The following is a 26,160-nucleotide window of genomic DNA, read 5'->3' as shown; positions in this document are numbered from 1 at the left end:
TCCTGTGATCACATCACCCGACCCTCTGGCACTTCCTGCAGCAAAGCCACCATCGCTCCGGCACTTCCTGCAGGAAAACCGCCGTCGCTCTGGCACCCGGCGCAGGAGCGTTGGCCCAAAATGCGCAGGAAGTGCAAGAGCGTCGAGGCTAGCGGGCGCGCTGCACGCGCTTTTCGTCCCAGACCGGCTCGGGGGACTCGTACACGCGGCCGTCGGAGCCGAAGACCAGGAAGCGGTCGAACGTGCGGGCGAACCAGCGGTCGTGGGTGACCGCCAGGACCGTACCCTCGAAGTGGTCGATGGCCTTTTCCAGCGCCTCGGCCGAATGCAGGTCCAGGTTGTCGGTCGGTTCATCGAGCAGCAGCAGCGTTGCGCCGGAAAGCTGCAGGAGCAGGATCTGGAACCTGGCCTGCTGGCCGCCGGACAGGGACTCGTACTTCTGCTCGGACTGGCCTGCCAGGCCATAGCCGTCCAGGGCGCCGGCGGCGGCCTCACGGCCAAGCCCGGACCGGTGTTCGTCGCCGCGGTGCAGGATCTCCAGCAGCGTTTTGCCGAGAAGGTCGGGCCGGACGTGGGTCTGGGCAAAGAAGCCGGGCCGGATGCGGGCGCCGAGTTTCACGGTGCCTTCGTGCGGCACTTCGGCGATTTCGACGTCGGAGACGGGGACGTGTTCCCGTTCAGGGTCCGTGCCCCCTGTGGCGAGAAGACGCAGGAAGTGGCTCTTGCCGGACCCGTTCGAGCCCAGCACCCCCACGCGGTCCCCGAACCATACCTCGGCCGAGAACGGCTTCATCAGTCCGGTCAGCTCGAGCTGCTCTGCCACGATGGCGCGTTTGGCGGTCCGGCCGCCCTTGAGCCGCATCTTCACGTTCTGCTCAATGGGGAGAGCCTCAGGCGGACCGATCTCCAGGAACTTTGCCAGCCGGGTCTGGGCCGCATGGTAGCGGTTGGCCATATCGGAACGGAAAGCCGCCTTGTTCTTGTACATGTTGACGAGTTCCTTGAGCTTGATGTGCTCCTCGTCCCACCGCTTCCGCAACTCCTCGAAACGTGCGTTGCGGTCCGCGCGGGCCTCCACGTACGAACCGAAGCCGCCGCCGTGCACCCAGGCTCCGGCGCCGTTGATGCCGGGCTCGAGGGTGACGATGCGTCCCGCCGCGTTGTTCAGCAGCTCGCGGTCGTGGCTGATGAAGAACACGGTCTTTTTGGACTCGTTGAGCTTTTCCTCGAGCCACCGCTTGCCAGGCACATCGAGGTAGTTGTCCGGTTCGTCCAGGAGCAGGAGTTCATCGGGGCCGGCGAACAGGGCCTCAAGCACCAGCCGCTTTTGTTCTCCGCCGGAGAGGCCCGACGCCGGGCGGTGCTGTGCACGGTCAAACGGCAGTCCAATGGCCGCCATGCAGACCTCGTCCCAGACGGTCTCCACGTCGTAACCGCCGGCATCCCCCCAGTCCACGATGGCCTGCGCATAGCGCATCTGGGTGGGTTCGTCGTCGTGCTCGAGCATGGCGAGCTCGGCCTCATCCACTTCCCGCGCCGCAGCGGCCAATGCAGGCGGGGCAGCGGAAACCAGCAGGTCACGCACGGTGGATTCGTCCCGTACCTGGCCCACGAACTGGCGCATGATGCCCATGTTCCCGGAGCGGCCGATCACGCCTTCGTCCGGGACCAGATCGCCGGCGATGATCCGGAACAGCGTGGTCTTCCCGGTGCCGTTGGGGCCGATCAGCGCCGTTTTAGTGCCGTCCGGGACCTTGAACGTCACGCCGTTGAGCAGCTGCGTGCCATCGGAAAGGAAGTAGTCAATGCCGGAAATGTCTATGTGGGCCACGCCAACAATCTTCCCACGCCCGGCTGCCGGCGCATTCCGGCGGGTCAGCCGGCTGCGGTCAGGAACTGCTTGAGCAAGGGCCCCGATGTGGTGGCTCCGAGCCCGCCGTCCTCCACGAAGACGGCTACCGCGAGATCACCGTGGACAGCCACGATCCACGCGTGGGTCTTGGGCGGGTTCTCGTTGCCGAACTCTGCCGTTCCTGTCTTTGCACCTACGGGCGCCCCCGGAACACTGGCAAGGAATCCGGCGTGGCCGGAAGTGACCACGGCCCGCATCATGTCGGACAGCGCAGCCGCCTCCGCGGCCGTGATCGGCTGGCCGGAAGCCTGCGCCGGCGCTTCGGGCGTAACGCTCGACGACGGCGACGCGGCCTCCGCCGTCGGCTCGCCGGGGGTGCCTCCCTTGGCGGCTCCGGCGTCGGGGTTCAGCACAAGCCGGGGCGAGACGGGGGACCCCTTGGCCACGGATCCGGCCATGATGGCCGCGGCAAGCGGGGACACCAGGACCTTGCCCTGGCCGATCATCGAGGCGGCGTGTTCGGTGCCCGAAGCTTCCCCGGGCACCGAACCGAGAAAGGCGACGGCGCCAAGTGACGGCGCCTCCACTGCCACACCCATGGCCATCGCCGCTGCCTCGAGCTGAGCCTGGGATACGGAGTCGCGGGCTGCGATGAAGGCGGTGTTGCACGAGTGGGCGAACGCGTCGCGGAGGGTGACGGAGCCCAATGAGCTTTCCGGGTAGCCTTCCGCGTTCTTGAAAGTCCTGCCGTCCACGGTGAGGGTGGGGGTGCATTCCACCTTCGAATCCGGGTTGAGGCCGTTACGGAGCATCGCGAGGGAATCCACCATCTTGAAGGTCGATCCAGGGGCATACTGGCCGAGCATCGCTGTGTTGTAGCCGTTGCTTCCGGGACCCGAGGCTGCCGCCAGAACCGCTCCTGTTGAGGGGCGCAGGGCAACAATGGCCGACGCCGGACCCACCCCTGCAAGCGTGCTCTCGGCCAGCGCCTGGAGATTCGGATCCAGCGTGGTTTTAAGCGGCGTTCCGGGCGTAGGAGCGACCTCGAACACCACCCGGCGGGGATCGGTTCCCGCCGCCTGGATCTGTTCGCGGGTGAGGTCGGCCCGTTGAGCCCGGATCACCACGGCGTCCGTCCCGCGGAGCTGGGCGTCGTACTGCTGCTGAAGTCCGCCGACGCCGGTCACGTCTCCGGCGGTGAGGGCTCCGGCCGAGGCTTCGATCTGTTCGGCGCTGGCCTCACCCACTGTGCCGAGCACTGCCCGGGCGAAGGTCCGGCTCGGCGCCAGGGGCTGGGTTGCTGGAATGGCGCGGGCTCCGGTTATGGCCTGGATCTGCTGATCCGTAATGGTGCGGCCTTCTTCGCGGAGGGTGATTGCTACAACAAACGCTTCGGCACCGGAGGCGGCAACCTGCTGGGCGTAAGCAGCGGGATCCACCCCCACCAGTTGAGCCAGCTGGGTGGCTGACGCAGCCGGATCTGCAGAGCCGAGCTGGGATTTGTCGATCCCCACGTTCACCACGGGGCGGTAGGTGACCAGCTTCGCGTCCCCGGCGCCCAGGATGTCGGCCCGCTGCGGTGACTGGCTGCCCTTGCTGAGGATTTCGTTGTCCGTGAGTCCCGGCACGAGGGACGCCGGGTTCCATACGGTCATCCACTTGCCACCGGACTTGGTCAGTTCTGCGGAGACCGTGTACTTCCACTCTGAGGAGGAGATCTTCCAGGTGTAGTTCAGCGGGACGATGGCTTTGTCGCCGTCAAGGGTCAGCTCTCCGGCAGCCACCGTCGGCCGGTCCGGCTCCAGGGCCTTGAATACGTCCTGCACCTGTTGCCTGGCGACCCCGGAGTCCTTGCCATCAAACGCCACAGAACCGACGTCGAGGGCGGAAAGCGCGGCCGCAAGGTTTTTCGCTGAACCTTCGGCGGCCCCTCTGCCGTCGTCGCAGGCAACCAGGGTGGCGCCGAGGATGAGTCCAGCTATGGCAAGTGACAGTTTTTTTGAGTTCCCCACGGGCGCTATTATGCCCCGTTTCGGAATGCGCTTGCTGTCCCCGCGCGGGGGATGGCCGGGACCCAGCCGGGGCCGCTGGCGCCAGGCGCCGGTTTACAGCCCCAGCGCAGGGACGCCGCGCCCGAATATGTCCTTCAAGGCATACTTTGCGGCGAAGAAGCCCGGCATGCCTGTCACGCCAGGGCCCGGCGGCGTGGACGACGAGCACAGGTACACCCCCGGCAGCGGCGTCCGCCATGGGACCCGGGAAACCACGGGGCGCTGGAGAAGTCCGCGCACGTCCATGATTCCCGCGCTGAAATCGCCCCCGACGTAATTCCGGTTGTAGCTGGCAAGACCTGCCGCGGTGGTCACATGGGTCTGCACCACCACGTCGCGGAAACCCGGTGCGAAGCGCTCCAGCTGCGCGGTCACGGCCTCGCTCATGTCCCGTGTTGATCCGGCCGGAACATGGCAGTAGGCCCAGAGAATGTGCCGCCCCGCAGGCGCCCGGCCGCCGTCAAATCGGGAGGGCTGTGCCACCAGCACGTAAGGGCGGTCCGGGTGTTTCCCGGCGGACACCTCGTTCTCCGCCTGCGCCACCTCCGCACGCGTGCCGCCGACGTGGACTGTTCCGGCGTCGGCGAGCTCTTGCGCGGCCCACGGGACGGGCCCGGACAGGATGTAGTCAACCTTGCAGGAACCATTCCCGTACCGGAAGGACTCCAGGGACCTCCTGTACTTTCCGGGGAGTCTGTCGCCGGCCATGCCGAGAAGTCCCTGCGGCGCAACGTCCAGCAAGGTTGCGCGCGCTCCGCGGAGTTGTTCCAGGCTGTCGATCGGTTCGCCGGTATGGATTACTCCGCCGTGCGCCCGGATGTCATCTCCCAGTGCCGCCGCGATGGCCGCCGAGCCGCCCAGCGGGATAGGCCAGCCCTGGGCATGCGCCAGCGCCGTCAGCATCAGCCCTGCCCCCGCGGCTGCCAGCGAGGGCAACTGCGAAACCGCATGGGCGGCCACACCACTCAGAAGTGCGGGCGCCAGCGGCTCCCGGAAACGTGCGTTCCACAGTGGGGATCCCTGTTCCAGGGTCCGCATCCCGAATAGCGCCGCAGCAGCGGGGTTCCGGGGGAGCCGCAGGAGCTGGTGCTGGGTCAGGTCCATGACGCCGTCGATCCGGCTTACCAGCGGGCCAAGAAGCCGGCGGTATGCGGCCCCGTCCCGTCCAAGGCCGTCAACCGTCCGTTCCAGGGAGTGGTAGCCCAAGGCCGCCCGGCCGCCGTCGAGCGGTGTTCCAAAGGCGAGCCCAGGAACCGCCAGCTCTATTCTCCGGGCCAACTCGAACGCCTGGAAAAAAGGCGATGCCAGCGCCATGGGATGCACGGCAGAGCAGATGTCATGGAGGTGTCCGGGCTGCATCAGCTCAGTGGTGCGGGTACCGCCGCCGATTGTTCCGGCCGCTTCAAAAACTTCCACGGAAAGGCCTGCCCTGGCCATAACGGCCGCGGCGGCAAGGCCGTTGGGCCCGGCACCGACAACAGCGACGTCAGGCATGCCGTTTCTCCCGCCAGGGGAGGACGGCCCGGGAAGGGTGCCGGGGACTGAACCGCAGCCAGTCGGGCAAGCCCTCGTACGGGCCGCCCTGCGGGTCATCGACGTCATGGCGGCGGATGGGGTCGTATGTGGGGTCGTAGATGTCCCAAACGACCCGGAGCATCAGATATGCCGTCGCGAGCATATGTGCTGCAACCGCCAGGACGTAGTAGGGCATGTCAATATTGTGCTGCGATGTCCCCTGGCTGGTCACCTGGCCAAGGTACATCCAGATCGCGGCCCAGTGAAGGCCCTCGACGCCCTGCCAGATCAGGAAATCCCGCCACCGCGGCCTCGCCAGAGCAAGCAGCGGGATGAGCCAGAGCACAAACTGGGGGGAGTACACCTTGTTCGTCAGAATAAAGGCCGCAACGATCAGGAACAGCAACTGCGCCAGACGGGGCCGGCGTGAGGCCGTGAGGGCCACCAGGGCAATCAGGACGCAGGCCAGCACAAAGAGCGACACTGCAACCCAGTTGACGGTCCCGGCGTCCAGGACGGGCCAGCGAAGGCGTCGGGCCACCAGGTTGTAGGCGAACCACAGCGATCCGTAGCCGGCGTCCCGGGTCTCGGGAAACCTGACGGAATGAGCCCAGCTGGAGGGGTTGAAAACGGCAACCGGAGCATTGACGGCCAGCCACGTACCTGCCGCCGCGGCTGAGGTCACCAGAAACGGACGGATCCGCCCGGTACGCAGCGCCAGCAGGAGGATTGCGCCCAAAATGAGCACGGCGTAGAGCTTTGATGCCGCAGCAAGGCCGATGAGGATGCCGGCCAGCACCAGTCTGCCGCGCGAGAAGAACAGCATGGCCAAGGCCAGGAAACCGACTGCCCATATGTCCCAGTTGATGGTCCCGGCCAGGATGATCCCCGGAGCCAAAGCAACCATTGCCCCGTCCCAGGGGCGCCGTCGCGACATCCGCGCCGTGGCCAGCACGGTGACAATCCAGACGGCAGCCACCAAGGTGGCATTGGTGTCGAAGTAGCCCAGGACCCGGGCGTCCGTTGCACCGTCGCCGGGGATCAGCCACGCAGTGGCACCAGCGATGAGTCCCACCAGGACCGGATCGTCAAAAAGGCTTCCCTGGCTCAAAAACGGGAACGTGCCCTCGCCCAGCCCGCGGCTCCGGAAGTAGTCCGGAAAATCCGAGTAACAGGTGGAGTAGAACTGGCCCGGGGTTTCCCATCCGTTGGCGCGGCAGTAACTCTTGATGGCGATGCCGGTCAATGCTGCAAGCACGGTCAGGATGATCAGCACGCGTTCCACCGTAAACACGCCGGGGGAGACGATGCCCGGCGCCGACCTGGCACCCATCGGTCCGCCAATCAGCTCCGTGAAGTTCCTCAACAGCAGGTCGCTCCGGCTCGGGACAACCAAACGGGCACGCCGCGGCTGTCGCGGCGGCTTGGTTTCCTGCATGATTCAGAGCTTACCGGGATGGTGCCCGGAGATACCGTGACATGGGCTCCGGGCACCCGCGGTTCCCGGGCTTCAGTGCAAGCCGGCCATCTGCTGGTGCATCAGGACAAATGCCTCTTCGCGTCGTTGGTCCAGCAGCTTGCCGTTGAATTCGCCTCGCTCAGCCCGAACAGAACCGTCGCTGCCGAGAATGCGCAACTGGAACAGTGCTTTCTTGATCTTTTTGATCATGGCAGTCACCTCCTTTCAAAGGGAAACGGGCATGGCAATTAAAGCCAATCAATGTCGGCCAAATATGGGCGGGAATTGGACAAAGAAATGCCCCGGCTGAATTAGTGGTCCGTAAATGCGCAAACAGTCACCGGAAATTGCGGCGGCGAAGCCCCCAACAGGAAGCAGGGTTCCGAACTATGGGGTTGCTGCTGCGTCACAGCGGGGCCACTGCTCATTGCGTCTTCGCGCGCCAGCGGGTGGCTGGGAGCGTGCCTCGTCCAGTGATACCGCCGCGGAGGCGGGATCAGGTACTGGGGCTAAGAGGCAAGCAGTCCGTGAAAACGGCGCGCAAAAGCAGCAGAGGCCGGGGTGGCGGTGATGGTCATCTGCCATCCGCTAGTCAAAGTAATCACTGTCCCAACCTCCTTTTCTGCTGAGCCGTTGCGCCGGAAGACTGGCCTGGCAACGTGCGCCGTGACCCCGGCAGATCCGCTCTGGGGTCACGAATAAAAATACCCTACGAACGCAGAGGTCCGCTACTTAATTGCAGAAGTTTTTCCGGAAAGTTTATGAATGCGTGTTTATAGTCCCCAGCGGACAATGGCGGGAGTTTTTTTGTCCCATCCAAGCGTGCAGACTTTTGCCGTGCCGAGAATGAAATGGCGGCCTTCGGCGGGTGCCAATTCGAGCCACCGGGCCGTCAGGATCCGGGAAAAGTGTCCGTGGGCCACGATCAGCACGTTGTCCAGCCCGGATTCCAGGACGCGGGCCACGATCTTGTCCGCGCGGGCAGCCACCTCGTCCAGTGTTTCGCCGTTGGGCACGCCGTGGGTCCAGATGAGGTAATCCGGGTTGTCCTTCCGGATCAGGTCCGAGCTGATTCCTTCGTAGTCGCCGTAATTCCATTCCACTGCCAGCGGCTCGTGCTGCGCGTCAGGGAATCCAGCCAGCTCGGCCGTCCTCCGGGCCCGCCGCAGTGGGGAGGTCAGGACGAGGTCGAAATCCACCATGTCCACCACCTTGCGGGCCTCCACCGCCTGCTGCTCGCCCTCCACGGTCAGGGGCAGGTCCGTGAGGCCCGTATATTGTCCGCTCTTGGACCATTCCGTCTCCCCGTGACGCATGATCCAGAGCTGGGGGCGTGGCGCAAACATGGGGACACTCATTTGGACTCCTCGGTGGGGGAAAGTTCGACGCCGGCGGGAGACGTTTCCGTCTCCTTTGCCTCGGGTGATCCGGCAGGGGGTACTGATCCGGTCAGTGGGGTTGATTCGGGCTGTTCTGCCCACCACGCCAGGAGCCGTGCCTCGGCATCTTCGGGCTGCAGGGGTCCGTGCTCCATCCGCTCCTCCAGCAGGTACTTGTAGGCACGGCCAACCACGGGTCCCGGCTTAAGGTTCAGGATGGCCATGATCCGGGCGCCGTCCAGGTCGGGCCGCACGGCGTCCAGGGATTCCTGCTCCCGGAGGGTGGCGATCCTGGCTTCCAGGTCGTCGTAGGCGAACGCGAGGCGTTCGGCTTTTCGCTGGTTGCGGGTGGTGACGTCCGAGCGGGTCAGCCGGTGCAGGCGCTCCAGCAGGGGGCCGGCGTCCGTGACGTAGCGCCTGACCGCGGAGTCGCTCCAGCCGGCCTCACCATAGCCATAGAAGCGCATGTGCAGCTCCACCAGGCGGGCTACCGCTTTGATGGTGTCGTTATCGAAGCGCAGTGTCTTCATCCGCTTCGTGGTCAGCTTGGACCCCACCATGTCGTGGTGGCGGAAGCTGACCGCGCCGCCCGGTTCGAAGCGCCGCGTGGCCGGCTTGCCGACGTCGTGCATCAATGCTGCGAACCGCAGCACAAAATCGGGGCCCGGCACAGCGCCATCGGCATCGGTTTCCAAGCCGGCGGCCTGCTCCAGCACCTGGAGGGAGTGCTGGTAAACGTCCTTGTGGCGGTGGTGCTCGTCGGACTCGAGCCGCAAGGCGGAGACTTCGGGCAGCACGAACTCGGCCAGGCCGGTATCCACCAAGAGGTCAATACCAACGCGCGGGTGTGCGCCGCAGATGAGTTTGACCAGCTCGTCGCGCACGCGTTCGGCCGAAATGATGGTGATCCGTTCCGCCATCTGGGTCATGGCCAGCCGGACGTCGTCGTGGACAGAGATGCCCAGCTGCGAGGCAAACCGGGCGGCGCGCATCATGCGGAGAGGATCATCGGAGAAGGAGTCCTCGGGCGAGCCGGGGGTGGCGAGCACGGTGGCGTGGAGGTCCCGGACACCGCCGAAAGGATCAACCAGTTCCAGGGACGGGAGCTTCAACGCCATGGCGTTGATGGTGAAGTCCCGGCGCAGCAGGTCGTCTGTGAGCGAGGATCCGAAGGCCACCACTGGCTTGCGCGATTCCGGGTCATAGGCCTCAGCCCGGTAGGTGGTGATCTCGATCTGAAAGCCGGCCTTGCGCATGCCGATGGTCCCGAAGGCACGGCCGATTTCCCAGTAGTTGTCCGCCCACCTTTTGATGAGGGCCACTGTTTGGTCCGGGGTGGCATCAGTGGTGAAGTCCAGGTCCGGCGACGTCCGGCCCAGGAAGAGGTCCCGCACCGGACCGCCCACCAGCGACAGCTCGTGGCCGGCGTCGACAAAGCGCTGCCCCAGCTCCAGGACCACCGGGTCTACCTGGAAATCGACGGGGTGGGAATCAGTCTTGTGATGTACGTGCGCCATAGTTACTTAAGCTTGTCAGAAACCAGCGGCTTGGCAGGCCAAAATCTTCTCCGGATCACGCGTATTCGCTCACAGGCCTGCAAAGTGCGTCATGCGCCGTCCATCTTGATGTCATGTTCCAGTCATCATGAGAGGGCAAGAGTCGTTAGAGTGGACTGCATGGCACACCCCGTACCGAGCGCTCCCGGCAGGAGGACAAACGCACCGTTGCCCTCGGCAATCGGTGCCCACGTCGCGCCTTCCTTGCATTCGGCACCGGCGTCGCTGCCTACGGTTGAGGAAATTTCCGCCGGCGGCGTTGTGGTGGACACGTCCGACGGCGAACTAAGGGTTGCGATCATTGCCCGCCTTAATCGGGGCGGACGGCTGGAGTGGTGCCTTCCGAAGGGCCACCCGGAGGGCAAGGAAAACAACGAGCAGGCCGCGGTCCGCGAGATCGCCGAAGAAACCGGCATCGAAGGCGACATCCTCGCGCCGCTGGGCAGCATCGACTACTGGTTCACCGTCAGCGGCCACCGTGTCCACAAGACCGTCCACCATTATTTGCTGCGTGCCACCGGCGGCGAGCTCACCATCGAAAACGATCCTGACCAGGAAGCCGTGGACGTGGCATGGGTGCCCATCCGGGAACTCGCGCGGAAGCTCTCCTTTCCCAACGAACGCCGCATCGCTGACCTGGCCCGGGACGTCCTGCCCGAACACCTCTGACGCCTGCAGGCAGCCTGTCGGTTGCCGAACAAACAGCGTCCGGGTGAGACGATGAACTCGATGCCAGCTACCAATTTCCCTTCCGACAAAGCAGACCGCGCCGGGCAAACCGGCCCGGCAGCCGACCCGACGGTTCCTGCCGGCCCTGCAACCGGACCCGTAGCTGAACCTGCTGCCGACCCCTCCGGCGCGAGCGAAACCCGCTCCAGCGCCATCATGGCGGCGGGGACCCTTGTCTCTCGCTTCCTGGGCTTCGGAAAAACGTGGATGCTCGGAGCTGCCCTGGGGCTTGGCTCAACGGTTAATGACACGTTCATCAACGCCAATAACCTGCCCAACCTGATCTTCCTGCTGGTGGCCGGCGGCGTGTTCAACGCCGTGCTGGTACCGCAGATCATCAAGGCCAGCAAGGCCCCGGACAGGGGATCGGACTACATCAGCCGGCTGCTGACGCTGGCTGTGCTGCTGCTGCTGGGCCTCACGGCGCTGGTCACCCTGGCTGCGCCGTGGGTCATTGAGCTGACAACGCAGGGGTATTCGCCGCAGCAGAAGGCGCTGGCGGTGGCCTTTGCCTTCTGGTGCCTGCCGCAGATTTTCTTCTACGGCCTGTATGCCCTGCTCACGCAGATCCTCAACGCCAACGGTGCGTTCGGCCCTGCCATGTGGGCGCCCATCCTGAACAACCTGGTGGCCATCGGCGGCCTGGGCATGTTCATCTGGATTTTCGGCGAAAATGCCGCCAACCCGCACACCCTGGAGAACTGGGGTCCCGACCAGACCCTGCTGGTGGCCGGATTCTCCACCATCGGCGTGATTGCGCAGACAGCCATTTTGCTGATTCCGGTTTTCCGGCTGAAGCTGGGGCTGCGGCCGCGGTTCGGCTGGCGGGGAGTGGGACTTGGCCAGGCAGCAAAGCTGAGCGTGTGGACTCTCCTGACTGCCGCCGTCGGGCAGTTGGCGTTCCTGTATGTCATGCGTATCGCAACGATTCCCGGGGCCGAGCGCCTGCGGCTGCAGGCTGCGGGGGATCCGGCCGCAGGCATGCTTCCGGGCAACGCTGTCCTGGAGGTGGCCAGCCAGCTGTACCTGTTGCCGCACTCGATCATTGCGCTCTCACTTGCCACTGTCCTCTTCAACCGGATGACCCGCGCCTCCCAGGACGGCAACCGGGCTGAACTCCGCGATGCCCTCTCGCACGGCCTCCGCACCATGGCGGTGGCCACAGTCTTTGGCGCCATGGCACTCTTTGCGCTGGCCGGGCCGCTGGGCATGTTCTTCTCGGGCGGCCCGCGCCAGGACGGCGTGATGCTGGCCCAAACGCTCACCATCCTGGCGCTCAGCACACCCTTTATGAGCGCCAATTTCATGATGTCCCGCGTCTTCTACGCCAACGAGGACGCCCGGACTCCGTTCTATGTCCAGCTGCTGCTCGCGTTTGTCTATGTGGCAGGCGCGTTTGCCATCCAGTTCCTGCCTGTAGGCCAGATCATCTATGCCATCGCCATTCTCTACATGGTGGGCAACATTCTCTCCGTTGTCATCAGCGCCTATTTCCTGCGCCGGCTCCTGGGCCACCTCGACGGGCCGCGGATTGCCAACGCCTATATCCGGATGGGCTACGCGGCGCTCGGATCCGCGGTAGCCGGGGCCGGGGCCCTTTATCTGATGGGAAGCTACAGCCCGGACGGCTTCGCCTGGCAGGACCGGCTCGCAGCACTGGTGACCGTCATGGTGGTGGGGCCGATCATGCTGGTCGCCTACGTCTTCCTGCTCAGGATCTTCCACGTGGCAGAACTCCGTGACCTGCTCCGCCCCCTGATGGCGCGGCTGGGCCGCGGGGGATCGGGGCCGTCGGACGGGTCCGGGGGGACGCCGTCGTCGCCTTCGGCTGACAGTGGTGACTCCGGGATGGAACGCCCGACGCCGGAACGAGCCACGGTCTCGGTTGATACCGGACTGATTCCCCGGATTTCCGGCGAATTCGACGCCACCTCGTTCCGCGCGGGACCTGTGCCGGAACGCCCAGCGGCGCCTGCTGTGACGAACGTGGGACCGGCAGGCGGCACGGAGGATGGCAGGCGCACCGAACCTGCGGAAGGATATCTTCCGGCGGAGGATGTTCCAAGCACCGCCAGGGGCGGGCTGCTGCGCGACGAAATCCCCCTGCCTGGCCGTCGCACCTTTCAGGGCAAGCCTGGCCAGAACCCCCATTTCAAGCCGCGAAGGCCACGGAGAAAGTGACTTTCCCAGCCTTTTCGGTTGCCTGTCGCCCGCGGCGGCCAAGGCCAATCGGCTAGGATCGACAATGAACAAGGGTATTTGCAGGCAGGCGTCAGCCGGCCCGCTGGCTGGCTTTTGACCGGTCGCCGGCTGGCGGCGGCATCATGCACGCCATCATTTCCCTGACAGTCTAGGAGGAACCCGTGTCCCACCCGATCGACGTTGGATCAGTACTCGGCGGCCGTTACAAGGTGACAGCCACCGTATTGACCTCACACGACCATGATCTGGTGCTGGACGGGGTGGACCAGGTTCTGAACCGTCCGGTCAGCATTCTGGTCGCCGGCCCGGACAACACCGATCAGGTGGCCCAGAGCGCCCGTGAGGTGGCCACCGGCGAACGCCCGGGAAACATGCAGGTCCTTGACCTCGGGGTCACAGAGGACGCCACGTACCTGATCACCAACCACACGTCGGCGGCAGACCTGCTGGATCTCGTGGTTGCTGCCAACCCGCCCTATGTTGAGCCGTTCTTCACGGACACCCTGGGGAGCGAAATCTTCGGTCAGGCGCGTTCAAACGAGCCGGAACCCTACGACGACGAAGAGAACATCGACGCCGGCTACATCAACTACGCCGACAACCACCCCAGCCAGGTCAGCCCCTACCGGTCCGCGTCACCGGGGGCCCCGCCGGCTGCCCGGCCAGTGGTTCCGCCGCGCCAGCCGGTCCGTCCGCCGTCTGCCCCTACCGTTGGGTCCGGACGTGGTGCGGGGGCCGCTGGCGTTGGCGCTGCTGCCGCCGGAGCCGCTGGCGCTGCTGCGGCCGGGGCTGCTGCGGGACAGCACACGACTGCTCCACAGCCCGTCCAACGGCCAAACCGGCCGGGTTCCGGACAGGGGGCAACCTCCGACACCGGGCACGGCCGCCAGGGAGCGGATTCTCCGAAGGTCTCACTCTGGTCGGAGGACGACTACACGCACGACGAGCAGGAAGCCGGCTACGAAGAAGCCGTTGCCGCGGAGCCGCCCACTCAGCGCGGACGCGCCGCGGGTGCTTTTCCCTCCCTGGCCCGGAAGACGGCTACTGCAGCTGCCGTCCCGCCGTCTGGCCCAGCTGACGATTTTTACGACGACGACGACGAGCCCGAGCGTGAGCCCAAGTCCATGCGTTGGCTGGTGGGCGGCCTGCTTGCCGTACTGCTGATTGCCGGTCTCGTTTTCGCACTGACCGGCCTGGGTGGCCTGTTCCGGCCTGCGCCCCAGGCCAACCCGACCACCGCCACGGACGCCAGCAGCGCTGCGGGCACGGCAGCTCCAAGTCCGAACCCGAGCTCTGTTGCCCCCGTAGTGCCGCCTGCAATCGAAAGCGTCACGCGGCAGGGCAGCTTCGAATTCGCAGCCAACTATGACGTGGACCTGGTGAAGGCTTACGACGGCAACGCTGCCAGCTACTGGTCCGACATGGAGTTCGCCACCGAGGGATGGGGTGGCCTCGCGGCCGATGGCGTGCCCCTGTTCGTCAAACTTAAGACTCCGGCCACCGTCTCTTCCATCACACTGACCCAGCTCGGCGCTTCAGGCGGCAACATCAGCGTCTTCACCAACGACCGTCCTTCACTGGACGGAGCCAAACTGGTGGGGACCAACAGCTTTACCTCAACGGACCTCACCATGCCCCTGGCCGAGCCCGTGCAGGCGCAATACGTGATCGTGTCCATCAAGACGCTCCCCAAGCTGGCCGCCCCGAAGACCCGGTACGGCTTCGGCATCCGCTTGGCCGAAATAAAGGTTCAGTAGTCAGGACCCACGTCGCGGCTGTTGGGCCGCGGCTGTTCTGCATGGCGCACGGCTCCTGCAGTAACAGGCGCGGCCCAGCTGTGTGAAGACGGTAATCTGGTAGGGCGTCCTTCCGGGCCTGCTTTGTCGTGACCGCTCATGGTTCTCCGTTCGCGCGGCGCCCGGAATATTCACCACCAGGATTCAGTTGTGCCATGTGGCCGGCCCCGAAAGCCGGCGCATCGACTAAGGAAGAGGTTCACCGTTCAGTGACCAACGCAGAAAACACCGCGTCCGAAGTACGTGATGTCATCATCGTCGGCTCCGGTCCGGCCGGGTATACGGCCGCAGTCTATACGGCGCGCGCCAACCTGAAGCCCCTGCTGCTGGCAGGATCCGTCACTGCCGGCGGCGAACTGATGAACACCACCGACGTCGAAAACTACCCCGGGTTTCCCGAAGGCATCATGGGGCCGGACCTTATGGAGAACTTCGAGAAGCAGGCTGCCCGGTTTGGGACCGAGATCCAGTTCGAGGATGTCACGTCCCTGGACCTGGACGGCGACATTAAGACTGTCACCATCGCCACCGGTGAGACCTTCAAGGCCCGCTCGATCATTCTCTCCACCGGATCGGCATACCGTGAGCTCGGCCTGCCCAATGAAAAGCGCCTCTCTGGGCATGGCGTCAGCTGGTGTGCAACCTGCGACGGTTTCTTTTTCAAGGATCAGGACATTGCCGTCATCGGCGGGGGAGACTCGGCCATGGAGGAAGCCCTCTTCCTCACGAAATTCGCGAAGTCCGTCACGGTGGTGCACCGCCGGGACTCACTGAAGGCCTCAAAGATCATGGCCGGCCGCGCTCTTGCACACGAAAAGATTTCCTTCATCTGGAACAGCACAGTTGATGACGTCATCGGGGAGAACAAGGTTGCCGGGCTCAAGATCAGGAACCTCCAGGACGGTACCATCACCGACCTCGCGGTCACGGGCGTCTTCGTAGCGATCGGCAACGATCCACGCACGGACCTGGTCAAGGACACCTTGGAAATCACCGACGCCGGAACCATCGCAGTCGAGGGGCGGAGTTCCAAGACGAGCATCCCCGGGGTGTTTGCCGCAGGGGACGTTGTTGACCCCACTTACCGCCAGGCCATTACGGCTTCAGGCTCGGGGTGCGTCGCTGCGATCGACGTGGAACATTATCTCGCAGACCTCCACGCGTAACACCCTTAGCATCCATTCGAAGAGAGAGACAAGGTTATGAGCAACGCTAAAGACGTAACAGATGCAAGCTTCGGCACGGATGTCCTGTCCGCTGAAAAGCCCGTGATTGTGGACTTCTGGGCTGAATGGTGCGGTCCTTGCCGCAAGCTCGGCCCGATCCTGGACGAGATCTCCGTTGAGTACAGCGAGAAGGTGGACGTGGTCAAGGTGAATGTCGATGACAACCCCGCCATCGCCGCCGAGTACGGCATCACGTCCATCCCTGCCGTTTATCTTTTCCAGGACGGCCAGGTGAAGAGCACCGTCATCGGCGCCAAGCCCAAGCAGTTCTTCGAGAAGGAATTTGCTGACGTCCTCTCCTAACTAAATGCGAGACCGGAGACAGCATTGCTGGCAACGGAGGAATGTGGCCACCGTTTCTTACGAAACGGTGGCCATATCTGTTTGTGGGCAATCGTAAGAGTGTAAACGATGGATTCGGGTTTCATTGCCATTTGCTTCCAAGGGCGGCGACCGAAGGGGCCTCCACATGGCTTCCAACAGCCCCGAATTTGGTTCAGATGCATCTGTTCCTGCTTCAATGCTTCGCGATTCTACGCGGGAGCTAGACAGGGGAGACGTCGACCGCAGACCGCCCACGTGGCGAACCCGCGTACCGGTGATCGGTGATCGGTACCCGTGTTTCACGTGAAACACGACGTCGAATAACCGGCCGGTCGGATCATGAGGCAAAGGTTCACTACACGGGCGGACTTCCTGGCATCCTTCTATGGGGTCACTACGTGGCTGTCGAGTCACCCGATCCAGCATCACCCCCGTATTGATCCAACGGCACAGACTACCAATCGCTATTTCTATCCAGGATGCGGAAACTGCCGAGGATGAGTTATCCGCATCCGGCCTTGCCTGCGTCCAAAGTGATTTCGTCCAGACCCTTAGTCATCCGTGTGGAGGGATGCTGGTAGTGGATTTGCCCTGGGTGCTTAGTACCCCGCCCTGGGTATTTTGTTATCCCGGCCTGCTTTGCCTCGAATGGACTGGCCGCGAAGACGGCATGGCTCAGCCCCGCAGTCCTGCTTCATAAGCTGCGCGTTGTTCCACGTGTTTTCGCGCCGAACGTCGCCGGACTCTTGGCCGGAAGCATGGACGGATGTTTCACGTGAAACATCCATGGGCCAACCTGGAGACTGCCGACCGCACGCCGACCCAAGCCCCAAGCGACCTCCAACAGTAGTAAGCCGAATCTAAAGTAGGCCACCGCAGCCCTACGAGCAATCAGGGTCACGTAGTCCTGGGACCGCATAGGAAGACGGCTCACACAAAAGATCGATTCCCGGCAGAAATACTGACAACAAGCGCCATGCACAAAGAGCTGAACCAGCTCAAACAAGGGTGATCCTAAAGTGAATCGCATGCGGGAGCTGAAAAGGTCTCATACTAACGGCGCCGGTTCCACCGGCGCACCTTTCAAGCAACACGTCTTCCTCCGCCGATCCTCACTGAGGCTACTCGGCACATAGATAGCTGGCGTGGGTGCCCACGTCGATCGTTGGTGTCGCATACCGCGATGTGTACGAGCGCGACAGTGACCGTTCCACGCACATACTTGTCATCTCGGGCCTCAAATCGCCCTGGCCAGCAAACCACTGCAGCAAAACTGCACCGCCGCCAATCACCAGAACCTAGGAAGACCCCTGACAGGCCGGTGCCATCGCACTAATAGCCGGTACCCGATGGCTGAGAGTCCACAGCGATCCTGTTCTGGGTGCCCGTAGCCAAACCCTCCCAAGCGACCTATGGCAGGGCCGCTGGTCTGGGCGAAGTTGTCCGCTTGTCCCACCGAACTCAGTTAGTAGGGTGGCTTCTTTTCATCTCCCTAAGGTCAGCGTGGAGAACAATGGATCTCGTCCTGATACCGCTGGCAATGTGCGACACACAAACTATTGGCAACCACCGACCAGCCGCGATGAGCGACCATCGAGCTGCCACGCGGGCCCTTGGAGGAGATCCTCACGCCAGCCAATAAAGGCACGAGATCGCCCATCTGTGGCTGGATGACCATGCGGCGCTGGCTTGAACACCCACCTTGAGAACTTCACGACTGCCAATTCATAGAAACCTCACTTCGCCAACTGAATGCTCCGCCGGATCCAGAAGCCGAGGGAATGAGGCCACATCTACACCGTAGGACGATCGTGCTCTATAGTTCGCTAATTCGCTATCCACTGCGAGGGCATCCCAGGAGGCCTTCCCAACAACGAGGAGGCTTGCGCAGTGTCCAGAGTGAGGAAGATATTCAGCCCATCGTCCTGTGGATGTTTCACGTGAAACACCCGGTGGGCTCTTGCTGCCCCGCAGTCCTAAGGACGAGCCGGCAGCAAGGACAACGACTTTGCTCATGATAGGGACAGCTAAGACTCGTCGTGATGGTGACCAAGGACTAATGTCGCGGTGGCTCTTTTGCGAGAGCCTCTTGGGCGGTCAACGCTCGCATCCCGTAGGCCAAGGCATGGCATCCACTGGATCTTCCCAATGTTTCACGTGAAACTGCACCCATCGGCTGCATGGGGGGTTGACCCTATCCCACGATGCCCGGACAGCTCTGACAAAGCCCCGGGGGGACAGCCGCTCCGACACGCTGAGGGGGGCGGGCGGCCAGTAAGGCACCGTTCCTCGCCGGATCACCTGCCAAGCCCACTCAAGAATCGAGAGCACACAGCCCTCAGACCCGGGCGACCGCCTCAGACACCCACTGAGAGGAGCACGGAGACGCCACTCCAGGCCGGCGTCAATCTCAGCAAAACATTGAAGATGGGCCGACTTCGGACAGGACGTGAGTATGGCGGCCTCAGGAGGTCCGCAGGAAGACGCCGTGTTCTGAAATCCCACGAAGCTGCGCCAAAGTACGAGCCGTTCCCTAGATGTGCCGGGGAAGCTGAACTCCGTTGGTGTTCTCTTGGCGCTGCCATGCGCCTGCCCGGGACGAATCCGACATATCGGTGGAGACTATCCTTCGGCGACATCCGGCCCGTGGCAACCGGCGTCAGGATATAGTCGGCGGCAACCTTTTCCCCAGGTTATCCCCACATGTTATCCACAGCGATATCCACAAGCTTATCCACTCGTAAGAACATGCTTCCGCACCTGGGTCAGGCAGAGTCCAGTACCAAGATCGCTGCTCGATCAGTGGCTGCAGCTGCAGCATCCCTGCGCTTCGTTAAACCATGGACGTAAAGAGACCAACGCCACAATGCCCAAACGGCGCCGTTCCGGTCAAGAATCAACTGCTTTCGTAGAAGTATTTGGTGCGATCAAGCTACTTGAACCACTTCCAGCACCGTTTCACGTGAAACACAATCACTTGACGATAGAGCGAACGTCGAGAAATTCGTCGAACCGCCCAGATATTCGGAGCCGACATAGGCTCGGCGTCCCTTCCATGCGCTTTCGGTGTGATCTCATCCACAAAGTTATCCACAGCGATATCCACTGCCATGTACTGCCGTGTGGAAGGAAAATCACAGTGGTCTGAGCTCTGCGTGAACTCACTCGATCGCCACGAAGACAGCCAGCTTGGTTCAGGCCAAGACCATGACCTCCGAGCAAAAACGGACGCCAGAAGAAGACGCGTGCCGACGTCCGCGGGCCCTGGACACTTCTGCCGTACAAAGGGAAAGGAGTCTGCGCGGCCACGCACTCACTCGTCATGCAGGACCGAAGATTTGGCATAGCTCCACAAACAAGCACGTCCGCGATCATACGCGGACGTTGCACCGTTACTTCAAGAAGAATGCGCTGTTACCCACTCTTATCGTCATAAGCCAGCGCGGTCCGGAAGCCGGATGCCGAGCTGGGCCAGTTTTCATATCTGGGCAAGCCCGTGCGCTACCTGACTCCAAGCCATCAGACCATGCACGTCTCCAAGCCACGACGGAGCCGACCAAGAGGCCCCGCCACCCTAGCTCCATCTCGGAAGCCCCTGAGCCATTTTTCGCGGACGGCGTCGCCTGGACTAGGTACGCATCACTGCAATGTGGCCAACCTGAGGGAGGGCGGACCCGGACCCACGCGCCTCCACGAACTGTGGGACGCCGAGCAGCTTCCGCGCGTTCCAGGAAGAGGTCCACGAGTTCTTTCCAAGTAGTGTTCAATCCCGCTGACAAGAGACGAAGCGGTTGGATTGATTTGAGCCGGCCTCCGTCGGCCAGGATCGACAACCTCCAACGGAGATGCATCACCGCCTGCACGCCCCGAGGCGCGCCGCCGCGGCCGGCCTCGAAACGCAGCCGCCCGGGGGAGCCGCAGGTGCTAGCTGTGGCCCCTAGGGCATCGAGGACAGGCAAAGGTCGGTATAAGGTGCGGCCCGCCCGGCCACGGCCAACGGACCGCGTCTGTGGCGCTACGGGGGGAGTGCGTGCCCTCCAGGATCAGCCCTGTGGGTTTGAACTGGGCGCCACGTTTGCCGTTGTGGCATTTCCATAGTTCGGCGCGCCCGCAGGCTCATGGTTCTCCACGTGAAGGCGCCAAGTCGTCGAGGCCGATCTTCAAAACCGCCGACCTTCAAAACCAGGGGGCCTGGCGGCGTGGCAGGACCAGGGCCCGCCCGTGGACCGGAGGACCGCTCCGCGACGCTTTGCCGCGACACAAACAGTCACGGCCTGCCAGCTGACGTTCTAAGAGTGGACGCTATGGGAGCAATGTGGGCGTTTCTGTGAGTCCCGACTATGGGAGGAGGTGTAGACCTTGCGGCTACTCCTCGAGAGACAATGCCTGAGTGCGACACCCAAGATATCCGGCCGTTTTATCAGTTCGGCATCGTACGTTTAGCTGAGCCCTCTGTGACCCCGATTTATTGGGTGCCATCCGAACAGAACCACGTGCCAGACCTGGGCTCAGTTCTCATGTAGCCGGTGGATTGGAAGTCTACTTCCTTTGTCTTACGTGAGCCATTGGAAGTTTACTTACTTTGTTTCACGTGAAACACGTTGCGGCTCCAAGTGAAGACTCCTGAGCAGCGGGCGGAGTTCGCTCGAGCGTCGACCCGTGAACCCGTGAACCCGTGAACCATCGCGATGATCATTTGTCACCGCAAGAACGGTCCCAAGAAATGCGCCGATCCAATCGTCAGCCCTGGGGGAGAGTCGCAAGGCTCCACAATGGGCAAGGCGAGATCAGTAGGACGAATGTTTCACGTGAAACGCAGGAACCGTGGCGGCTGCCGAGTGCCACAAATCCAGCACGCTACGACGTTTGGCTCATCCATCCGACATGTTTGCGACTGCATTGAGCCCATTGTGGCTAAAAGTTTCGTACGCCAGCCCTCTTGTCAGGCTCTCTGGACGGGGAAATATGCCGACCCAGGCTACGTCCCGCTTCCTTTTTTCGCTGCGGTTAGCTCTACTGGCGCGGTGAGGTTAGCTGCCTCGCGCCCGCGGTCCATCGCTGGGCCCTGGCGCGAGGGCAGTTGGTCGGTGAACTTTGGCTGGCCGATTACCCGTGTCCGACGAGGGTGCTATCCGGACCCGGGCGGGAGATATCGCCCCTATGGGCGACATGCGCCGCCTCGACGAAGACACATCATTCCGGCAAAACGGGGGGCTCCCGTACGGAAAACGAGGTCGGATTATGCGCAGGAACACCGCTATCAAGCAGCCAAACTTCCAATTCGAGGTAAGCCCGATCCAAAGAGCGCCCAAGAATACAAAGAGGGGACATGTTTCACGTGAAACATGCCCCTCGATTGCCGGATTCTAGTTGTCGGAACCTGGCGCCAGAACATCCATAATGCGGTTCAAGTCCTCCACACTGGCGAACTCAATACTTACCCGGCCCTTTCGGACACCCAACGAGATCTTGACGTTCGTATCCAGACGATCAGAAAGAGAGGAAGCCAGGTAGTCCAATCGCTCATGGCGCGCACCGGGGCGTGGAATGTTGTTCTTGGCAGGCTTAGTGGGGTCCTGGTACAGCGTCACCGCTTCTTCTGTTGCCCGGACAGACATACCCTCGGCGACGATCTTCTGGGCCAGGCGTTCCATGGCTGCAGCATCCGGCAGGGCGAGGAGTGCACGCGCATGGCCAGCTGAAAGGACGCTGGCAGCCACACGCCGCTGAACCAGTGGAGGGAGCTTCAGCAGACGCAGAGTGTTGGAGACCTGTGGACGTGAACGGCCAATGCGATCGGCCAACTGCTCGTGGGTGGTACCGAAATCTTCGAGGAGCTGCTGGTAGGCTGCGGCCTCTTCCAAGGGGTTCAGCTGGCTGCGGTGCAGGTTTTCAAGAAGTGCATCGCGCAGGAGGTCGTCATCCGTGGTGTCACGGACGATGGCAGGGATAGTTTCCATGCCTGCGGCCTGAACCGCCCTCCACCGGCGCTCACCCATCACCAGCTCATAGGGTTCTCCACCTTCTTCGGTTGAAGTACGCACCACAATTGGCTGGAGGACTCCGATTTCACGAACGGAGTGAATCAGCTCCGCCATATCGTCTTCGTCGAAGACCGATCGGGGCTGTTTGCGGTTCGGGTGAATGTCCGACACCGGGATCTCGGCAAAACGCACACCGGGTACTTCCACGAGGTCTACGCCGTTGTCGTCGAAATCCTCCGCCGCGTCAACCTGCGCCGCTGCCTCAGCTCCACCGGATTTCCCGCCCGGTGCCGCAGTCTTGTCCTCGGCTTTTGATGCTTCTGTTCCCTTGGCAGAGTCCTTGGCAGAGTCTTTGGCAGACGCATTCGCAGAAGCGTCAACGGAAACCTTGGCTGGAGCCTTGGACTGCACCTTCGCAGCCGGTACCTTGGCAGCCGGCTTTACAGCCGCAGCAGCATCAGCAAGCGAACTCGCCTCGCCGCCATCCTGCACGTCATCCGGCGGGAAAACTTTCTTGCGGCCCTCCGGAAAGAAGAGATCCACTGGGCGTGACGCAGCGGCACCGTTGCCCGATGCGCTCCCGGCGGCGGAACTTGGAATCAGTGCGCCAAGACCGCGGCCTAAGCCACGTCGCTTCTCGCTCATGGATAAATCCCTCCGATGGAAGAGCCGGCCCCAGCCTGGCTCCGGTTGTTGCAGTTCTTGAAGATTTTAGCGTTCAGCAATTTCGGCAGCGGCTTCCAGATAAGACAGGGCTCCACTGGAGGAAGGATCGTAGGTCATAACAGTCTGCTGGTAGCTCGGCGCTTCCGAAATCCGCACCGAGCGCGGAACCACGGCCCCCAGAACCTGATCCGGGAAATGTTGCCTCACCTCAGCAGCCACTTGGGCAGCCAGGTTGGTCCGGCCGTCGTACATGGTGAGGAGAATAGTTGAAACGACCAGATCCGCATTCAGGTGCTTCTGGATCATCTCGATGTTATTGAGGAGCTGGCTCAGGCCTTCCAGTGCGTAGTACTCGCACTGAATGGGTATGAGGACTTCGCCCGCAGCGCAGAAAGCATTGACCGTCAACAGGCCCAGGCTCGGCGGGCAATCAATGAAAATGTAGTCCAGGCGTTCTTCGCCGTTTTTCGCCCTGGTCTTGGCGTAGACGTCGATTGCCCTGCGAAGACGCTGTTCGCGGGCCACGAGCGAGACCAACTCAATCTCGGCACCGGCCAGGTGGATGGTGGCGGGAGCACAGATCAGATTGCTGATGTCGGGGCAGGGAGCCACAACGTCGGCCAAGGGAAAATCGTTGATCAGGACGTCATAGATGCTGTCCACATCGGCATGATGTTCCACGCCCAAGGCTGTGGAGGCATTGCCCTGCGGATCGATATCGATGACCAGGACGTTCAATCCGGCGGCCGCGAGGGCTGCGGCGATGTTCACGGTGGTGGTGGTCTTACCGACACCGCCTTTTTGGTTTGAAACCGTGAAAATACGTGTTTTCTCCGGCTTAGGCAATTCCCGGCCCAGAAGGCGTTCCCGACGTTTCGTTTCGTGTGCCAGTTCGCGGGCGATGGGACTGGAGTCGTCCATCGTGTCGATGACATTGGCCTTGCCACCAACCGTTGTTTCACGTGAAACAGCGGCAAAGGAGGCCGCGTCTGCAACCACTTTAGGGTGTATCGCAGTTCGGACCGGTGCGGAACCCATGCCAGCCACTGATCGTGCTGACCCCAAAGACACAAACGGGGGGATCCGTTGTGTGGAGGCTTCGCTACTGGTCACTGGGACACACTCACTCTCGTTCAGCTTTTGCTGCCGTTGTCTAGCCTAACCGCTTCGCCCTGCAGACCAAGGTTACCGGGCCCGGACTAGGCAATCTTTCCGGACTTGTTTACGACGATGCGCACCACTGTAGTGGGTTCCTCCAGCAGATTTTCACCAACTGTTACTACCGACGTCTGAACGCCCCCAAGCTTCCGGATCACCTTCGCGGCCTTCTCGATTTCCTCACCGGCACTGCGCCCCTTAATGGCCACTACTTCGCCTTTGCCGGCCAGCAGCGGAATGGTCAGGCCGGCCAGGTTGCTCAGTGCAGAGACCGCGCGGGCGGTCACCACATCTGCCTTGACGTGGCCCACCGCGAGTTCCGCGCGGCTTCTCATGACGGTGACATTGGTCAGGCCCAGGTCATCCACGACTTCCTGGAGCCAAATGACCCTGCGCTCCAGCGGTTCAATCAGCGTCAGTTCCAGGTCGGGCCGGGCTATCGCCAGGCAAAGTCCTGGAAGCCCCGCCCCGCTCCCGACGTCGGCAACATGGCTGCCATGGGCGATCTCGCTTTCGATGACCGCACAGTTGAGAACGTGCCGGCTCCACAGCCGGGGGATTTCCCGGGGCCCGATGAGTCCGCGTTCCGTTCCGGAGGTGGCGAGATGCTCGACGTAGCGCCGGGCAAGGTCCAGCCGGTCCCCGAAGATCTTTTCAGCCGCGAGCAGTTCAGCTGCCGTGATATCAACCATGATTAGCGAATCAGCAATTCTCTAGTCGGCGGATACAACGATGTGGCGGCCGGCACCTTCGCCCTCGGATTCACTGACCAGACCGAGGTCAGCTACGGCGTCGTGCACAATCTTGCGTTCGTAGGCGCTCATTGGCTCCAGCGCGATTGCCTTGCCGGTCTCCTTGACCGAGGCCGCCGCGTCTTCGGCGATCTTCTGGAGATGACCGGCGCGCTCCTGGCGGTAGCCGTTGATGTCCAGCACCAGGCGCGAGCGGTTCTCGGTTGCGGACAGCACGGCCAGCCTGGTCAGCTCCTGCAGTGCTTCGAGGACTTCACCGTCTTCGCCGACAAGGTTGTCCAGGCTGTCGGACTCTTCCTCGGCCACGATCGAAATGTAGGTGCGCCCGTTCCTGACTTCGATGTCGATGTCGCCATCGATGTCCGCAATGTCCAGGAGTTCCTCAAGGTAATCGGCAGCAACGTCGCCTTCCTCCTCGAGCCGGCTGGCAACCGAGCCCTTCGGGGAAGCTGCATCACTCACGGACTCGTCGTGATCTTCAGTGACCTCGTCGGAAAGGGCGTGTTCGGTGCTCTCGGCTGACATTACTTCTTCTTCCTGTTCTTACGTTGGGGCTGGACGCGCTGTCCCTTTTGCTCGATGATCGCAGCCGCGGCAGCTGCCTCCGCTTCGGCGTCGGCCTTCTTGCCGCCCAGAATGGGCAGGGCCGGCAGGCCCTTGGCCGCACGGCGCTCGGCCAGTGCCTTCGCGGCGGGGGACCCCGGCGTGGGCATGCGACGGATGACGAAGAACTGCTGTGCCATGGTCCAGAGGTTGGTGGTGGTCCAGTAAATCAGGACACCGATAGGGAAGTTGATTCCACCCACACCAAAGACGAGCGGCAGGATATAGAGCATCATTTTCTGCTGGCGCATGAAGGGGCTGGCCATGGCTTCTTCAGACATGTTCTTGGCCATGATCTGCTTCTGCGTGATGAATTGCGAGGCCGTCATGGCCAGGATCATCACGATGGAAAGAATGTTGACGACCAGTTGCGAGTCGCCGCCGCCGCCATGAAGAAGGGTGGCAGAAAGCGGGGCGCCGAAAATGCTGGACTCGTCGAACTGCACCACCTGGTCGTGGCTCATTGCACCGATGCCGGCACCCTTGGTCCGGGCCGAGGTTATGCCGGAAAGAACCTGGAAGAGCGCGAAGAAGAACGGCATCTGGATCAGCATGGGCAAGCATGCGGAGAACGGGTTGGTTCCGTGCTTCTTGTACATGGCCATCTGCTCCTGCGCCATGGCCTGGCGGGAGAGCTGATCGGTTTTGCCCTTGTACTTGTCCTGGAGCTTCTTCAGGTCCGGCTGCAACAGCTGCATGCCACGCTGTGCCTTGATCTGCTTGACGAACACCGGGATCAGCGCAGCCCGGATCACCAGCACCAGGCCGATGATGGACAGCGTCCACGTCCAGCCCGAGGCTTCCGGCAGGCCAATGGAGCTCAGGCCCTCATGAAAGCCCACCATGATGATGGACACAAGCCACTTGAACGGAAACATGATTGTTTCAAAGAAGTCCATACGATATCC

General features: G+C 62.7%; 17 protein-coding genes. 5 read left to right on the top strand and 12 right to left on the bottom strand.

The features are described 5' to 3' along the window. Positions 1–148: 148 nt before the first annotated feature. From ACS5PJ_RS07545 to ACS5PJ_RS07515, 7 genes are all read right to left on the bottom strand, one after another. Positions 149–1,831 (bottom strand): ABC-F family ATP-binding cassette domain-containing protein, encoded by a 1,683-nt coding sequence (locus ACS5PJ_RS07545; protein WP_439434298.1) that lies wholly within the window; start codon positions 1,829–1,831, stop codon positions 149–151. Positions 1,832–1,875: 44 nt separating this feature from the next. Next, positions 1,876–3,864: a penicillin-binding transpeptidase domain-containing protein gene (locus tag ACS5PJ_RS07540; RefSeq protein WP_439434297.1), complete on the bottom strand. Its 1,989-nt coding sequence runs from the start codon at positions 3,862–3,864 to the stop codon at positions 1,876–1,878. A gap of 93 nt (positions 3,865–3,957) precedes the next feature. Continuing rightward, positions 3,958–5,397: a phytoene desaturase family protein gene (locus ACS5PJ_RS07535; protein ID WP_439434296.1), complete on the bottom strand. Its 1,440-nt coding sequence runs from the start codon at positions 5,395–5,397 to the stop codon at positions 3,958–3,960. Beyond that, positions 5,390–6,856 carry a glycosyltransferase family 87 protein gene (locus ACS5PJ_RS07530; RefSeq protein WP_439434295.1) on the bottom strand — a complete coding sequence of 489 codons (1,467 nt, stop codon included), beginning with the start codon at positions 6,854–6,856 and terminating at the stop codon, positions 5,390–5,392. The genes ACS5PJ_RS07535 and ACS5PJ_RS07530 overlap by 8 nt, the downstream gene beginning before the upstream one ends. Before the next feature lie 72 nt (positions 6,857–6,928). Continuing rightward, a complete protein-coding gene (locus ACS5PJ_RS07525) occupies positions 6,929–7,087 on the bottom strand; it encodes a hypothetical protein (protein WP_439434294.1) in 159 nt (52 codons plus the stop codon). 563 nt (positions 7,088–7,650) lie between these two features. Next, on the bottom strand, positions 7,651–8,235 hold the full coding sequence (locus ACS5PJ_RS07520; protein WP_439434293.1) for a histidine phosphatase family protein: 585 nt from the start codon (positions 8,233–8,235) through the stop codon (positions 7,651–7,653). Beyond that, entirely contained in the window at positions 8,232–9,773 is a 1,542-nt protein-coding gene (locus ACS5PJ_RS07515; protein WP_439434292.1) for a CCA tRNA nucleotidyltransferase, read from the bottom strand. The genes ACS5PJ_RS07520 and ACS5PJ_RS07515 overlap by 4 nt, the downstream gene beginning before the upstream one ends. Before the next feature lie 207 nt (positions 9,774–9,980). Here ACS5PJ_RS07515 and ACS5PJ_RS07510 point away from each other — a divergent pair, with 207 nt between their 5' ends. From ACS5PJ_RS07510 to trxA, 5 genes are all read left to right on the top strand, one after another. Continuing rightward, positions 9,981–10,481, top strand: a complete 501-nt coding sequence (locus tag ACS5PJ_RS07510) for an NUDIX hydrolase (RefSeq protein WP_439434487.1) — start codon at positions 9,981–9,983, stop codon at positions 10,479–10,481. Between the two features lie 60 nt (positions 10,482–10,541). Beyond that, positions 10,542–12,722 carry a murein biosynthesis integral membrane protein MurJ gene (gene murJ, locus ACS5PJ_RS07505; RefSeq protein WP_439434291.1) on the top strand — a complete coding sequence of 727 codons (2,181 nt, stop codon included), beginning with the start codon at positions 10,542–10,544 and terminating at the stop codon, positions 12,720–12,722. Positions 12,723–12,904: 182 nt separating this feature from the next. After that, positions 12,905–14,500 carry an ABC transporter substrate-binding protein gene (locus ACS5PJ_RS07500; protein ID WP_439434290.1) on the top strand — a complete coding sequence of 532 codons (1,596 nt, stop codon included), beginning with the start codon at positions 12,905–12,907 and terminating at the stop codon, positions 14,498–14,500. A 248-nt stretch (positions 14,501–14,748) separates the two neighbouring features. After that, positions 14,749–15,705 (top strand): thioredoxin-disulfide reductase, encoded by a 957-nt coding sequence (gene trxB / locus ACS5PJ_RS07495; protein WP_439434289.1) that lies wholly within the window; start codon positions 14,749–14,751, stop codon positions 15,703–15,705. Between the two features lie 36 nt (positions 15,706–15,741). Continuing rightward, entirely contained in the window at positions 15,742–16,068 is a 327-nt protein-coding gene (gene trxA / locus ACS5PJ_RS07490; RefSeq protein ID WP_354148865.1) for a thioredoxin, read from the top strand. Between the two features lie 5,387 nt (positions 16,069–21,455). Here the strand turns inward: trxA and ACS5PJ_RS07485 are convergent. From ACS5PJ_RS07485 to yidC, 5 genes are all read right to left on the bottom strand, one after another. Next, complete coding sequence (locus ACS5PJ_RS07485; protein ID WP_439434288.1) at positions 21,456–22,718, bottom strand: ParB/RepB/Spo0J family partition protein; 1,263 nt, start codon at positions 22,716–22,718, stop codon at positions 21,456–21,458. 66 nt (positions 22,719–22,784) lie between these two features. Continuing rightward, positions 22,785–23,852 (bottom strand): ParA family protein, encoded by a 1,068-nt coding sequence (locus tag ACS5PJ_RS07480; protein ID WP_439434287.1) that lies wholly within the window; start codon positions 23,850–23,852, stop codon positions 22,785–22,787. 86 nt (positions 23,853–23,938) lie between these two features. After that, a complete protein-coding gene (gene rsmG / locus ACS5PJ_RS07475) occupies positions 23,939–24,589 on the bottom strand; it encodes a 16S rRNA (guanine(527)-N(7))-methyltransferase RsmG (protein ID WP_439434286.1) in 651 nt (216 codons plus the stop codon). Between the two features lie 21 nt (positions 24,590–24,610). Beyond that, positions 24,611–25,174, bottom strand: a complete 564-nt coding sequence (locus ACS5PJ_RS07470) for a Jag family protein (protein WP_439434285.1) — start codon at positions 25,172–25,174, stop codon at positions 24,611–24,613. Continuing rightward, positions 25,174–26,151 (bottom strand): membrane protein insertase YidC, encoded by a 978-nt coding sequence (gene yidC, locus ACS5PJ_RS07465; RefSeq protein WP_439434284.1) that lies wholly within the window; start codon positions 26,149–26,151, stop codon positions 25,174–25,176. The genes ACS5PJ_RS07470 and yidC overlap by 1 nt, the downstream gene beginning before the upstream one ends. Between the last annotated feature and the right edge of the window lie 9 nt (positions 26,152–26,160).

The sequence above is a fragment of the Pseudarthrobacter cremeus genome, from assembly GCF_051857465.1.
Taxonomy (GTDB): Bacteria; Actinomycetota; Actinomycetes; order Actinomycetales; family Micrococcaceae; genus Arthrobacter.
This window is presented reverse-complemented; position numbering and strand designations above follow the sequence as displayed.

Coding starts and splice junctions, on each gene's coding strand:
- ACS5PJ_RS07535 (WP_439434296.1), bottom strand. CDS start 5,397: ATGCCTGACGTCGCTGTTGTCGGTGCCGGGCCCAACGGCCTTGCCGCC.
- ACS5PJ_RS07530 (WP_439434295.1), bottom strand. CDS start 6,856: ATGCAGGAAACCAAGCCGCCGCGACAGCCGCGGCGTGCCCGTTTGGTT.
- ACS5PJ_RS07525 (WP_439434294.1), bottom strand. CDS start 7,087: ATGATCAAAAAGATCAAGAAAGCACTGTTCCAGTTGCGCATTCTCGGC.
- ACS5PJ_RS07520 (WP_439434293.1), bottom strand. CDS start 8,235: ATGAGTGTCCCCATGTTTGCGCCACGCCCCCAGCTCTGGATCATGCGT.
- ACS5PJ_RS07515 (WP_439434292.1), bottom strand. CDS start 9,773: ATGGCGCACGTACATCACAAGACTGATTCCCACCCCGTCGATTTCCAG.
- murJ (WP_439434291.1), top strand. CDS start 10,542: ATGCCAGCTACCAATTTCCCTTCCGACAAAGCAGACCGCGCCGGGCAA.
- trxA (WP_354148865.1), top strand. CDS start 15,742: ATGAGCAACGCTAAAGACGTAACAGATGCAAGCTTCGGCACGGATGTC.
- ACS5PJ_RS07485 (WP_439434288.1), bottom strand. CDS start 22,718: ATGAGCGAGAAGCGACGTGGCTTAGGCCGCGGTCTTGGCGCACTGATT.
- rsmG (WP_439434286.1), bottom strand. CDS start 24,589: ATGGTTGATATCACGGCAGCTGAACTGCTCGCGGCTGAAAAGATCTTC.
- ACS5PJ_RS07470 (WP_439434285.1), bottom strand. CDS start 25,174: ATGTCAGCCGAGAGCACCGAACACGCCCTTTCCGACGAGGTCACTGAA.
- yidC (WP_439434284.1), bottom strand. CDS start 26,151: ATGGACTTCTTTGAAACAATCATGTTTCCGTTCAAGTGGCTTGTGTCC.